10 protein-coding genes are annotated in these 12,926 nt (G+C 70.7%); 6 read left to right on the forward strand and 4 right to left on the reverse strand.

Annotated elements, in window-relative coordinates; all coding sequences use genetic code 11:
• Positions 1 to 64 precede the first annotated feature (64 nt).
• Genes htpX through ACIRVF_RS11840 form a run of 3 tightly spaced genes read left to right on the forward strand, consistent with a single transcriptional unit; the run spans position 65 to position 2,460 of the window.
• Positions 65 to 985 (forward strand): zinc metalloprotease HtpX, encoded by a 921-nt coding sequence (htpX, locus tag ACIRVF_RS11830; protein ID WP_402816152.1) that lies wholly within the window; start codon positions 65 to 67, stop codon positions 983 to 985.
• A gap of 32 nt (positions 986 to 1,017) precedes the next feature.
• Positions 1,018 to 1,602, forward strand: coding sequence for a hypothetical protein (locus ACIRVF_RS11835; protein ID WP_402816153.1), 585 nt, complete (start codon positions 1,018 to 1,020; stop codon positions 1,600 to 1,602).
• A gap of 24 nt (positions 1,603 to 1,626) precedes the next feature.
• Positions 1,627 to 2,460, forward strand: coding sequence for a DUF3097 domain-containing protein (locus ACIRVF_RS11840; protein WP_402816154.1), 834 nt, complete (start codon positions 1,627 to 1,629; stop codon positions 2,458 to 2,460).
• Here ACIRVF_RS11840 and ACIRVF_RS11845 read toward each other — a convergent pair.
• The 3 genes from ACIRVF_RS11845 to ACIRVF_RS11855 are packed head-to-tail and all read right to left on the reverse strand — an operon-like array spanning position 2,451 to position 6,273.
• Complete coding sequence (locus tag ACIRVF_RS11845) at positions 2,451 to 3,008, reverse strand: Uma2 family endonuclease (protein WP_402816155.1); 558 nt, start codon at positions 3,006 to 3,008, stop codon at positions 2,451 to 2,453. The two genes, ACIRVF_RS11840 and ACIRVF_RS11845, sit on opposite strands and share 10 nt — an antisense overlap.
• Positions 3,009 to 3,049: 41 nt before the next feature.
• The gene (gene hemW / locus ACIRVF_RS11850; protein WP_402816156.1) at positions 3,050 to 4,279 is read right to left on the reverse strand and encodes a radical SAM family heme chaperone HemW; all 1,230 of its coding nucleotides are present in this window, start codon (positions 4,277 to 4,279) and stop codon (positions 3,050 to 3,052) included.
• Positions 4,280 to 4,335: 56 nt separating this feature from the next.
• Positions 4,336 to 6,273: an AMP-dependent synthetase/ligase gene (locus tag ACIRVF_RS11855; RefSeq protein ID WP_402816157.1), complete on the reverse strand. Its 1,938-nt coding sequence runs from the start codon at positions 6,271 to 6,273 to the stop codon at positions 4,336 to 4,338.
• A 311-nt stretch (positions 6,274 to 6,584) separates the two neighbouring features.
• Between ACIRVF_RS11855 and ACIRVF_RS11860 the strand changes: the two genes are divergently transcribed.
• Positions 6,585 to 8,318 carry an ABC transporter ATP-binding protein gene (locus ACIRVF_RS11860; RefSeq protein WP_402816158.1) on the forward strand — a complete coding sequence of 578 codons (1,734 nt, stop codon included), beginning with the start codon at positions 6,585 to 6,587 and terminating at the stop codon, positions 8,316 to 8,318.
• A 122-nt stretch (positions 8,319 to 8,440) separates the two neighbouring features.
• Positions 8,441 to 10,339 carry an ABC transporter ATP-binding protein gene (locus ACIRVF_RS11865; protein WP_402816260.1) on the forward strand — a complete coding sequence of 633 codons (1,899 nt, stop codon included), beginning with the start codon at positions 8,441 to 8,443 and terminating at the stop codon, positions 10,337 to 10,339.
• 76 nt (positions 10,340 to 10,415) lie between these two features.
• On the opposite strand, the gene lepA is transcribed toward ACIRVF_RS11865, so the two are convergent.
• Positions 10,416 to 12,284 (reverse strand): translation elongation factor 4, encoded by a 1,869-nt coding sequence (gene lepA, locus ACIRVF_RS11870; RefSeq protein ID WP_402816159.1) that lies wholly within the window; start codon positions 12,282 to 12,284, stop codon positions 10,416 to 10,418.
• Positions 12,285 to 12,486: 202 nt separating this feature from the next.
• Between lepA and ACIRVF_RS11875 the strand changes: the two genes are divergently transcribed.
• Entirely contained in the window at positions 12,487 to 12,792 is a 306-nt protein-coding gene (locus ACIRVF_RS11875; protein WP_402816160.1) for an antibiotic biosynthesis monooxygenase family protein, read from the forward strand.
• Positions 12,793 to 12,926: the final 134 nt, after the last annotated feature.

Raw genomic sequence — 12,926 nt, forward strand, 5'->3', positions numbered from 1 at the left:
GGGTGGTGCCCCGGGGCCGTCCGGGTGGCAGCATCGGAAGCGACGGCGAACGGAGGAGCAGGAGATGTCGAGCTCGGGCCAGCACACCCGTTTCGCACCCGACCGCGGTCTGACCGGCCGCATGGTCGCGACGATGTTCGTGATCGGGCTGCTGTACGTCGGTTTCACGGGCCTGCTGATCGCGCTGCTGCGCGGGGCCTGGCCGCTGATCGTGCTGATCTCGGGCGGGCTGTTCGTGGCCCAGTTCTGGTTCAGCGACAAGATCACCGAGCGGGCCATGGGCGCCCGGCCGGTGACCGAGGAGCAGTTCCCCCAGCTGCACGGCACGATCGACCGGCTCTGCGCCCTGGCCGACATGCCCAAACCCCGCGTGGCGGTCGCCGACAACGACATGCCCAACGCTTTCGCCACCGGCCGCAACCCGCAGAACGCCGTGGTCTGCGTCACCACCGGCCTGCTGCGCCGGCTCGAACCGGAGGAGCTGGAGGGCGTCCTGGCGCACGAGCTGTCGCACGTCGCCCACCGGGACGTCGCGGTGATGACCATCGCCGGCTTCCTCGGGGTGCTCGCCGGGGCGATCACCCGGATCGCGATGTACGGCGGGTTCATCGGCGGCAACCGCAACAGCAACGACCAGAACGCGGCGATCGCGGCGCTGGTCATCCCGCTGGTGTCGATGGTCGTCTACGCCATCAGCTTCCTGCTCACCCGGCTGCTCTCCCGCTACCGTGAGCTGGCCGCCGACCGGGCCGCCGCCCAGCTCACCGGCCGGCCCAGCGCCCTGGCCTCCGCCCTCACCAAGGTGACCGGGCAGATCGCCGCCATCCCCACCGAGGACCTGCGCCGCTCCCAGCCCTACAACGCCTTCTACTTCGCCCCCGCGCTGAGCGCCCGGGAGACCGCCTCCCAGCTGTTCTCCACCCACCCGACGCTGGAGAAGCGACTGGCCCAGCTGGCGAAGATCTCCGAGCAGCTCGGCCGCTGACCCGTTCCGACCCCGCTCACGAAAGGACCGACGTGGGATTCCTGGACGCCCTGTTCGGCCGCACCAAGCCCGTGAAGCCCGACCTCGACCAGCTGTTCGGCGTGCCGTCCGCCGCGCTCACCCTGGAGGCCGGGGCCGGGTTCCTGCCCACCGGGCTCGGTTCGGTCTGCTTCGCGGCCGTCGAGGGCGCGGCCTTCGTCCAGGTGGAGCAGCAGGTCCGGGCGCTGCTGGACGCCGACACCGAGCGCGGCGGCGTCCCGGTGGAGGCCTCCAAGGACGGCTACGGCTACTCCTGGCTGCTCGCCCGGCACGCCCCCGAGGAACTGCCGGAGCTGGTGAACGACCTCCACGCGGTCAACAGCGAGCTGGAGGCCAACGGCTTCGGGCCGCAGCTGCTCTGCTCGCTGGTGGGCTTCCGCAACGGGGAGGGCCAGTCACTGGCCCTGGTCTACCTCTACAAGCGCGGCACCTTCTACCCCTTCGCCCCGATGCCCGGCGGCGGGGAGCGGCGCAACAGCCCGCTGGAGCTGCAGGTCAACGCGATGCTGGCGAACGACCTGCGGCTGGAGAAGGACCTCGGCCGCTGGTTCCCGGTCTGGGGCGCGCCGGGCCTCTGACGGTCCGTCCGTATAGTCGCCCCCATGCGCAGCCACCAGTACGGACCCGACCTCACCCCGCCGTGGAAGAAGCAGCAGCCGGCACCCGAGGTGCCCGCCGAGCGGGACCTGGTGGTCGAGGAGGCGGCCACCGGCTACTGCGGGGCGGTGGTGCGCTGCGAGAAGACCGCCGAGGGCTTCACCGTCACCCTGGAGGACCGCTTCGGCAAGCACCGGGTCTTCCCCATGGTGCCGCGCGGCTTCCTGCTGGAGGGCAGGGTCGTCACCCTGGTCCGCCCCGCCGCCCCGGCCCCCTCCCGCGGCCCGGGCCGTACGGCCTCCGGCTCCGTCGCCGTCCCCGGCGCCCGGGCCCGGGTCGCCCGGGAATCCCGGATCTACGTCGAGGGCCGGCACGACGCCGAGCTCGTCGAACGGGTCTGGGGCGACGACCTGCGCATCGAGGGCGTCGTCGTCGAGTACCTCCGGGGCATCGACGACCTCCCGGCGATCGTCGCCGACTTCGCCCCCGGCCCGGGACGGCGCCTGGGCGTCCTGGTCGACCACCTGCTCCCGGGGACGAAGGAGCACCGCATCGCCGCCCAGGTCACCGGCGAGAACGTGCTGGTCGTCGGCCACCCCTACATCGACATCTGGCAGGCCGTGAAACCGTCCAGTGTCGGCATCCCCGCCTGGCCCGCCGTCCCCCGCGGCGAGGACTGGAAGGAGGGCACCTGCCGCCGCCTCGGCTGGCCGGTGGACACCCCGGCCGCCTGGAAGCACATCCTCTCGAAGGTGAACAGCTACAAGGACCTGGAACCCGAACTCCTGGGCCGGGTCGAGGAACTGATCGACTTCACGGCCCTGCCGGGTCAGGAGTAGGTCCGGAACTCCGAGGTGTCCATGGTGATGTCGAGCAGGTCCACCCGAATCGGGTCACCGAATTTGGTGGTCCGTTCGGACCAGTACACCGGGAGCCCCGACGGGGTGTCGGTGGTCAGGTCCGTGAGGAGCACGCACACGCCCTTGAGCGGATCGACGATGAGGTACGCCGGAATACCACCCTGGGCGTACATCTCACGCTTGATCCGGTAGTCCCGGTGCACGCTGGTCTTGGAGACCACCTCGACCACGAGCGTCACCGCGGAGGCGGGCAGCAGACGGCCCGTCTCCGGGACGACACCACGCTCGAAGACGACCAGATCCGGTTGGGGTTCGCTGGCCTCACCGGAGATGATCAGGTCCTGGGTCTGGAGTGCCCGCCACCGGGCGTAGGGAGTCTGGTGCTGAATCGCGGAGACGATGAGGTTGTGGACCATGTCCGGCCCGGCCATCATCACGATTTCCCCCCTGATGAGTTCGGCCTTGACGCCTTCCGGCACCTCCAGGTTCTCGAAGATCCCGGTCATCCGATCATCGATGGCGGTCATCGCACGCTCCCTCCGACGGCTGACGCCCACGTTAACGAATGTCAGTCCACCAGGTCACGCACGACGGCGTCGGCCAGCAGCCTCCCCTGGAGGGTGAGGGCGGCGCGGCCCTGCTCGTAGGACTCCTCGGCGAGGAGGCCGTCGGCCAGGGCCTTGGCGGCGGCCTTGCGGCCCACGTCGGTCAGCAGGTCGAGCGGGACGCCCTCCACCAGGCGCAGCTCCAGCAGGATGCGCTCCACCCGGCGGTCCTCGTCGCCGAGGACCTCGCGGCCCTGGGCCGGGGTGCGGCCCTCCGCCAGGGCCCGGGCGTAGGCGGCGGGGTGCTTGGCGTTCCACCAGCGGACGCCGCCGACGTGGCTGTGGGCGCCGGGGCCGGCGCCCCACCAGTCGGCGCCGGTCCAGTACAGCTCGTTGTGGCGGCAGCGGCCCTCGGGGGTGGTGGCCCAGTTGGACACCTCGTACCAGGAGTAGCCGGCCGCGGCGAGGGCCTGCTCGGCGATGAGGTAGCGGTCGGCGTGCACGTCGTCGTCGATCATCGGCAGTTCGCCGCGCTTGACCCGGGCGGCCAGCTTGGTGCCCTCCTCGACGATCAGGGAGTACGCGGAGACGTGGTCCGGCCCGGCACCGATCGCGGCGTCCAGGGAGGCCCGCCAGTCGTCGTCGGACTCGCCGGGGGTGCCGTAGATCAGGTCGAGGTTGACGTGCTCGAAGCCGGCCGCGCGGGCCTCGGCCACGCAGGCCTCGGGGCGGCCCGGGGTGTGGTGGCGGTCGAGCAGCTGGAGGACGTGCGGGCGGGCGCTCTGCATGCCGAAGGAGATCCGGTTGTAGCCGCCCTCGCGCAGCTCGGCCAGGTACGCCGGGTCGACGGACTCCGGATTGGCCTCGGTGGTGACCTCGGCGTCCGGGGCGAGCCCGAACTCCTCGCGCAGCGCGGCGAGCATCTTCACCAGGTCGCGGGCCGGCAGCAGGGTGGGGGTGCCGCCGCCGAGGAACACCGTGCGCACCGGCAGGTCGACGTCGCCCAGCACCCTGCGGGCGAGCCGGATCTCGGCGACCACGTTGTCCGCGTAGGTCTCCTGCGAGGCGACCGCCCCGGAGGAGCGCAGCTCGGTGGCGGTGTAGGTGTTGAAGTCGCAGTAGCCGCAGCGGCTGGCGCAGTACGGCACGTGCAGGTAGAAGCCGAACGGCCGCCGGCCCAGCCCGGCGAGGGCGTCGGTGGGCAGGGAACCGTCGGACGGCACCGGTTCGCCGTCGGGGAGTGCGGAGGGCATGACCCCATTGTCCCGTACGGCCCGCGAACTCCGCGCGGACCGTACGGGAGCGGGGATCAGGCCTCGTTGGCGCCCGCGTACATGGCCGCCACGGCGTCCGCGTAGGTCCGCTCGACCACCGGGCGCTTGATCTTCAGGCTGGGGGTGAGCTCGCCGTGCTCGATGTCGAGGTCGCGCGGCAGCAGGTGGAACTTCTTGATCGTCTGCCAGCGCTGGAGGTCGCCGTTGACCCGCTTGACGAAGCCCTCGATCAGCTGGTGCACGGCCGGCTCGACGGCCAGTTCGGCGTAGCTCTTCCCGGCCAGGCCGTGCTCGGCGGCCCACGGCAGCAGCACCGACTCGTCCAGCCCGATCAGCGCGGTGCAGTAGTTGCGGCCGTTGCCGATCACCAGGATGTTGCTGACGAACGGGCAGACCGCCTTGAACTTGCCCTCGACCTCGCTGGGCGCCACGTACTTGCCGCCGGAGGTCTTGAACAGGTCCTTCTTGCGGTCGGTGATCCGCAGGAAGCCGTCGGGGCTCAGCTCGCCGATGTCCTCGGTGTGGAACCAGCCGTCCGGTTCCAGCACCTCGGCGGTCTTCTCCGGCAGGTCGTGGTAGCCGCGCATGACGCCGGGGCCGCGCAGCAGGATCTCGCCGTCCTCGGCGATCCGCACCTCGGTGCCGGGCAGCGGGCGGCCGACCGTGCCGATCCGCACATCCTCCTTGCGGTTGACGCAGGAGCCGGCGCTGGTCTCGCTCAGCCCGTAGCCCTCCAGGATCGGCACCCCGGCGCCGAGGAAGAAGTAGCCGATCTCGGGGGCGAGCGCGGCGCTGCCGGAGACGGCGCCGCGCAGCCGGCCGCCGAAGGCTGCCCGGATCTTCGCGTACACCAGCTTGTCGGCGAGCGCGTGCTGCAGCCGCAGGCCGAGCGGGGCGCTCTCGGTGCCGGTGGCGATCCGGCTCTCCTGGACCACCCGGGCGTACTCGCGGGCGACCTGGGCGGCCCACATGAAGATCTTGTACTTGGCGCCGCCCTCGGCCCGGGCCCGGCCGGCGATGCCGTTGTACACCTTCTCGAAGATGCGCGGCGCCGAGGCCATCACGGTGGGCCGGATGACCGGCAGGTTGTGGATGATCCGGTCGACCCGGCCGTCCACCGCCATCACGTGGCCGGTGGCGATCTGGCCGGAGATCAGCGTCTTGCCGAAGACGTGCGACAGCGGCAGCCACATGAACTGGACGTCGTCGGGGCCGAGCAGGCCGCTGGCCTCCTGGGCCCGGCCCTCGTACGCCCAGCAGTCGTGCACCAGGCGCACGCCCTTGGGGCGGCCGGTGGTGCCGGAGGTGTAGATGAGGGTGGCGAGCTGCTCCCGGTCGAGCGCGGCCACGGCCTTCTCGACGGCGTCCGGGTGCTGCTCCAGGTACTCGGCGCCGCGCCGTTCCAGCTCGGCCAGGGTGATCAGGTCGAGGCCGGCCGTCCGGAGGGCCTCCGGCTGGGGCGCCTCGGCGGGCGCGTCGAAGAGGATCACGGTGCGCAGCTCGGGCAGCTGGTCGATGTGGTCGACGGCCTTGGCCAGCTGGGCGACGTTCTCGGCGAACATGGCCCGGGAGCCGGAGTTGGAGAGGATGAAGGCCGTCTCGTCCGCGTTGGTGCTCGGGTAGATCGTGGTGATGGCCGCGCCCGCGCACATCGCGCCGAGGTCCGTGAGGATCCATTCGAGCCGGGTGGAGGCGGCCAGTGCGACCCGGTCCTCCGGCTGGATGCCGAGCGCCATCAGGCCGGCGGCCACCGCCTTGACCCGGACGGCGGTCTGCGCCCAGGTGAGCGAGCGCCACTGCTCGGCGCCCGGCGCGCCGTCCGCGGCCTGCTCGTCGACCGAGGCGGGGTAGCGGTAGGCCTCATGGTTCGGGGTGGCGGCGACGCGTTCCAGGAACAGGTGGGCGACGGAGGCGGGACGCCCGGCGACGATGTCGGCTTTGCCGGAGTCGATCAGGGACTGCGCGGAACTCAACGAGGACCTCCGGGGGCGGGTGGCCGTCTGAGGGATTGTCGCGGCGTCCGTGGGGGCGGCCGCCGGGCCCGTTAACGTGAGCGGTACCGGTCAGTAACAAGGGCGTAGTCAGCAGCCTAGGGGGAAACCGGTCATTCCGTAAGGGGGCGAATCCAGCTGGCACACCCCCGCGGGGCCGGTGCCCCACCCCGCGGCGGCAATGGCAAAGGCCCGGCAAACCTCAGCCGGACAGCCCCGGAATCGTCTGTCCGCCGCCACAGAACACCGAGAATTGGGGTGCGAACCCGACCGGCGACGACAAGAGTGGGCCAGTGCTGATCAGACTGCTCCGGGCGTACCTGCGCCCGTACTCCCGACCGATCACCATGCTGGTGATCCTCCAACTGGTATCCACGCTCGCGGCGCTCTACCTGCCGACACTCAACGCCGACATCATCGACAAGGGCGTGGTCAAGGGCGACACCGGCTACATCCTGCGCCTCGGCGCCGTCATGATCGGCGTCACCCTGGTGCAGGCGCTGTGCTCGATCGGCGCCGTCTACTTCGGCGCCCGCACCGCGATGGCCTTCGGCCGCGACGTCCGCGCCGCCGTCTTCGAGCGGGTGCAGAGCTTCTCCTCCCGCGAGGTCGGCCAGTTCGGAGCCCCCTCCCTGATCACCCGCACCACCAACGACGTCCAGCAGGTCCAGATGCTGGCCCTGATGAGCTTCACCCTCATGGTCGCCGCCCCGATCATGTGCGTCGGCGGCATCATCATGGCGCTCAACCAGGACGTCCCGCTCTCCGGACTCCTGCTCGCCGTCATCCCCGCGCTCGGCGTGGTCGTCGTCCTGCTGGTGCGCGCCCTGCGGCCGAAGTTCCGCAGCATGCAGGTGAAGATCGACACCGTGAACCGGGTCCTGCGCGAGCAGATCACCGGCATCCGGGTCATCCGCGCCTTCGTCAAGGACGGCCACGAGCAGGCCCGCTTCGCCGACGCCAACGAGGACCTCACCCGCACCGCCGGCCAGGTCGGCCGGCTGATGTCCGTCATGTTCCCGGCCGTGATGCTGGTCGTGAACGTCTCCAGCGTCGCCGTGCTCTGGTTCGGCGCCCACCGCATCGACAGCGGCGACATGGAGATCGGCGGGCTCACCGCCTTCCTCTCCTACCTGATGCAGATCCTGATGAGCGTCATGATGGCCACCTTCATGTTCATGATGGTGCCGCGCGCCGAGGTCTGCGCCGAACGCGTCCAGGAAGTCCTCGGCACCTCCTCCAGCGTCGTCCCGCCCGCCGCCCCCGTCACCGAGCTGCTGCGCCGCGGCCACCTCGAACTGCGCGACGTCGACTTCCGCTACCCCGGCGCCGAGGCCTCGGTGCTGCGCGGCATCGACCTCACCGCCCGCCCCGGCGAGACCACCGCCATCATCGGCTCCACCGGCAGCGGCAAGTCCACCCTGCTCGGCCTCGTCCCCCGGCTCTTCGACGCCACCTCCGGCCAGGTCCTGCTCGACGGCGTGGACGTGCGCGAACTCTCCGCCGACGCCATCGCCGACAGCATCGGCATCGTCCCGCAGAAGCCCTACCTGTTCACCGGCACCGTCGCCAGCAACCTCCGCTACGGGCGCCCCGACGCCACCGACGAGGAACTCTGGCACGCCCTGGAGATCGCCCAGGCCAAGGAGTTCGTCGAGAAGCTCGCCGAGGGCCTGGACGCCCCCATCGCCCAGGGCGGCAGCAACGTCTCCGGCGGCCAGCGCCAGCGCCTGGCCATCGCCCGGGCCCTCGTCCGCAGACCCGACGTCTACCTCTTCGACGACTCCTTCTCCGCGCTCGACTACGCCACCGACGCCAGGCTGCGCAAGGCCCTCGCCCGCGAGACCGCCGATGCCACCGTCCTGATCGTCGCCCAGCGCGTCTCCACCATCCGCGACGCCGACCGGATCATCGTCCTCGACGAGGGCGCCGTCGTCGGCACCGGCACCCACCACGAGCTGATGGCCGACAACCCGACGTACCGGGAGATCGTGCTCTCCCAGCTCACCGAGCAGGAGGCGGCGTGACCACCCCAGCAAAGCCCGCCGCGAGCCCCGACGGCAAGCCCGCCGGAAAGCCGCACGACCGGCTGCCCAGCGACTCCCAGGCCGCCGCCGCCCGCCGCGGACCGGCCGGACCGGGCCGCTTCATGGGCGGCCAGGGCGCCGAGAAGTCCATGGACTTCAAGGGCTCCGGCAAGCGCGTCCTCGGACTGCTGCGCCCCGAACGCAAACTGCTGATCGGCGTCTTGGTGCTCGGCGTCCTCGGCATCGGCTGCGCCGTCACCGGCCCCAAGATCCTCGGCCACGCCACCGACCTGATCTTCGCCGGCGTCATCGGCGCCCGCTTCCAGCCCGGCACCTCCAAGACCGAGGTCATCGAGGGCCTGCGCGCCCACGGCCAGGGCGGCATCGCCGACCTGCTCTCCGCGGTCGACTTCACCCCCGGGCACGGCATGGACTTCGGCGCCATCGGCTCCGTCCTGCTCTGGGTGCTCGGCATCTACGTCGCCTCCGCCGGCTTCGGCATCCTCCAGGGCCGCCTGGCCACCAAGGCCATCCAGTCCGCCAGCTACCGGCTGCGCCAGGACGTCGAGGCCAAGCTCGCCCGCCTGCCGCTCAGCTACTTCGACAAGCAGCCGCGCGGCGAGGTGCTCAGCCGGGTCACCAACGACATCGACAACATCGGCCAGTCCATGCAGCAGACCATGGGACAGGTCGTCAACTCGCTGCTCACCGTGGTCGGCGTGCTGGCGATGATGTTCTGGATCTCCTGGCTGCTGGCGTTGATCGCCCTCGTCTCGGTGCCGCTGTCGGTGGTCGTCGCCGCCAAGGTCGGCAAGCGGGCCCAGCCGCAGTTCGTCCAGCAGTGGAAGTCCACCGGCCAGCTCAACGCCCACATCGAGGAGATGTACACCGGCCACACCCTGGTCAAGGTGTTCGGGCGCCAGCGCGAGTCCGCCGAGACCTTCCGCGAGCACAACGACGCGCTGTTCCACGCCAGCTTCCGCGCCCAGTTCATCTCCGGGATCATCCAGCCCGCGATGATGCTGATCGGCAACCTCCAGTACGTGCTGGTCGCGGTCGTCGGCGGCCTGCGGGTGGCCAGCGGCTCGCTGTCCATCGGCGACGTCCAGGCCTTCATCCAGTACTCCCGGCAGTTCAGCCAGCCGCTCACCCAGGTCGCCAGCATGGCCAACCTGGTGCAGTCCGGGGTCGCCTCCGCCGAACGCGTCTTCGAGCTCATCGACGCCCCCGAGCAGAGCCCCGAGCCGGCCATGCCCGAGAAGCCCGACGCGGTCCACGGCCGGGTCGCCTTCCAGGACGTGTCCTTCCGCTACGACCCCGACAAGCCGCTCATCGACGACCTCTCGCTCAAGGTCGAACCCGGCCAGACCGTCGCCATCGTCGGCCCCACCGGTGCCGGCAAGACCACCCTGGTCAACCTGCTGATGAGGTTCTACGAGGTCAGCTCGGGCCGGATCACCCTCGACGGCGTCGACATCGCCGCGATGTCCCGCGAGGACCTGCGCGCCGGCATCGGCATGGTCCTCCAGGACACCTGGCTGTTCGGCGGCACCATCGCCGACAACATCGCCTACGGCGCCGGGTCGGCCACCCGCGAACAGGTCGTCGAGGCCGCGAAGGCCGCCCACGTCGACCGCTTCGTCCGCACCCTCCCGGACGGCTACGACACCGTCATCGACGACGAGGGCACCGGCGTCAGCGCGGGCGAGAAGCAGCTGATCACCATCGCCCGGGCCTTCCTCGCCCAGCCGTCGATCCTGGTCCTGGACGAGGCCACCAGCTCGGTCGACACCCGCACCGAGGTGCTCATCCAGCGGGCCATGGCCCGGCTGCGCACCGGCCGCACCAGCTTCGTCATCGCGCACCGCCTCTCCACCATCCGCGACGCCGACGTCATCCTGGTGATGGAGAACGGCTCCATCGTGGAGCAGGGCTCGCACGACGAGCTGATCGCCGCCGGCGGCGCCTACGCCCGGCTCTACCAGGCGCAGTTCGCGGAGGCCGTGGCCGAGGTCGACTGACCGGGTCCGACCCGCGGAAGGGCCCCGGGGCGTTCGGCCCCGGGGCCCTTCCGTCGTCACCACGTCTCCGTCGTCGCTACTTCTTGTCCTTCGGAGACTCGGCGTCGGTGGACAGCGCCGCGATGAAGGCCTCCTGCGGGACCTCCACGCTGCCGACCATCTTCATCCGCTTCTTGCCTTCCTTCTGCTTCTCCAGCAGCTTCCGCTTGCGGGAGATGTCACCGCCGTAGCACTTGGCGAGGACGTCCTTGCGGATCGCGCGGACCGTCTCCCGGGCGATAACCCGGGAGCCGATGGCGGCCTGGATCGGCACCTCGAACTGCTGGCGCGGGATCAGCTTCTGCAGCTTGCCGGCCATCATGACGCCGTAGCTGTAGGCCTTGTCCTTGTGCACGATCGCGGAGAAGGCGTCCACCGCGTCGCCGTGCAGCAGGATGTCGACCTTGACCAGCTGGGCGCTCTGCTCGCCGATGGGCTCGTAGTCGAGCGAGGCGTAGCCACGGGTCTTGGACTTCAGCTGGTCGAAGAAGTCGAAGACGATCTCCGCGAGCGGCAGGGTGTAGCGCAGCTCGACCCGGTCCTCGGACAGGTAGTCCATGCCCTGCAGGCTGCCGCGGCGGGACTGGCAGAGCTCCATGATCGCGCCGACGAAGTCGTTGGGCGCCAGGATGGTGCCGCGCACGACCGGCTCGTAGACCTCGGAGATCTTGCCGGACGGGAACTCGCTCGGGTTGGTGACGGTGTGCTCGGTGCCGTCCTCCATCACCACCCGGTAGATCACGTTCGGGGCGGTGGAGATCAGGTCGAGGTTGAACTCGCGCTCCAGGCGCTCCCGGATGATCTCCAGGTGCAGCAGGCCGAGGAAGCCGCAGCGGTAGCCGAAGCCCAGCGCGACCGAGGTCTCCGGCTCGTACACCAGGGCGGCGTCGTTCAGCCGCAGCTTGTCCAGGGCGTCGCGCAGCAGCGGGTAGTCCGAGCCGTCCAGCGGGTAGAGGCCGGAGAACACCATCGGACGCGGGTCCTTGTAGCCGCCCAGCGGCTCGGTGGCGCCCTTGTGCTGCGAGGTGATCGTGTCACCGACCTTGGACTGCCGGACGTCCTTCACACCGGTAATGATGTAGCCCACCTCGCCGACGCCCAGGCCGTCGGCGACCTTCGGCTCGGGCGAGATGACGCCGATCTCCAGCAGCTCGTGGGTGGCGCCGGTCGACATCATCTGGATGCGCTCGCGCTTGTTCAGCTGGCCGTCCACGACACGGACGTAGGTGACCACGCCGCGGTAGGCGTCGTACACCGAGTCGAAGATCATCGCGCGGGCCGGGGCGTCCGCGACGCCGACCGGGGCCGGGACGGTGTTGACGATGTGGTCCAGCAGGTCCTCGACGCCCAGACCGGTCTTGGCGCTGACCTTGAGCACGTCGCCCGGGTCGCAGCCGATGATGTGGGCGATCTCCTCGGCGTACTTCTCCGGCTGGGCGGCCGGCAGGTCGATCTTGTTGAGGACCGGGACGATCGTGAGGTCGTTCTCCAGCGCCAGGTACAGGTTGGCGAGGGTCTGCGCCTCGATGCCCTGGGCGGCGTCGACCACCAGGACGGTCCCCTCGCAGGCCGCGAGGGAGCGGGACACCTCGTACGTGAAGTCCACGTGGCCGGGGGTGTCGATCATGTTGAGGATGTGCGTCGTGCCGGCGTTCGGCCCGGTCTGCGGGGCCCACGGGAGGCGGACCGCCTGCGACTTGATGGTGATGCCGCGCTCGCGCTCGATGTCCATACGGTCGAGGTACTGGGCACGCATCTGCCGGGGGTCGACGACGCCGGTGATCTGCAGCATCCGGTCTGCGAGCGTCGACTTGCCGTGGTCGATGTGGGCGATGATGCAGAAGTTGCGGATCAGCGCCGGGTCGGTACGGCTGGGCTCTGGCACATTGCTGGGGGTCGCGGGCACCTTGGTCCGATTCTCCGTTGGTCCGGGGCCGGGGGTGTCCGGATCATCGCTGACCGGCTATCCCGGGGACCGGACAGTCTCGTCCGATCGAAATAGTTCCTCCCATCTTCCCACGACCGCGGCACCGGACACCGTTCGGGCACCTCGCAAGGCTCCGCGGGGGCGTTCCGTCCCCGGTCGTGGCAGGGCAGGATGGCCTCCCATGATCCTGGAAAGCGCCCTGCTCGACGTCCTGCCCGGCCGGGAGGAGGAGTTCCTCGCCGCCTTCGCCGAGGCCCGCCCGCTGATCGCCGTCCAGCACGGCTTCCGCTCCCTCCGGCTGCACCGCTGCGTGGACGAGGGGCGCGGCTCGCGCTTCCTGCTGCAGGTGGAGTGGGAGACCCTCGCCGACCACACCGAGGGGTTCCGCGGCTCGGCCGAATACCAGCGGTGGCGGGAGCTGCTGCACCGGTTCTACCGGCCGTTCCCGGAGGTCGAGCACTACGGGGAGCCGGTGCTGAGCGCCTGACCCCTCCGCGGGCGGCCGCCCGACCGCCCGCGGGCCCGGCGGCCGGTTTGGGGCGGGCGGCGGGCCCCTGGTAGCGTGGTCAGCTGCACCTGGCCCCGGCATGCCCTCTCAGCTGGTCCGGCGGCCTGCGGGTG

It is taken from the genome of Kitasatospora sp. NPDC101157, from assembly GCF_044768255.1.
Taxonomy (GTDB): domain Bacteria; phylum Actinomycetota; class Actinomycetes; order Streptomycetales; family Streptomycetaceae; genus Kitasatospora.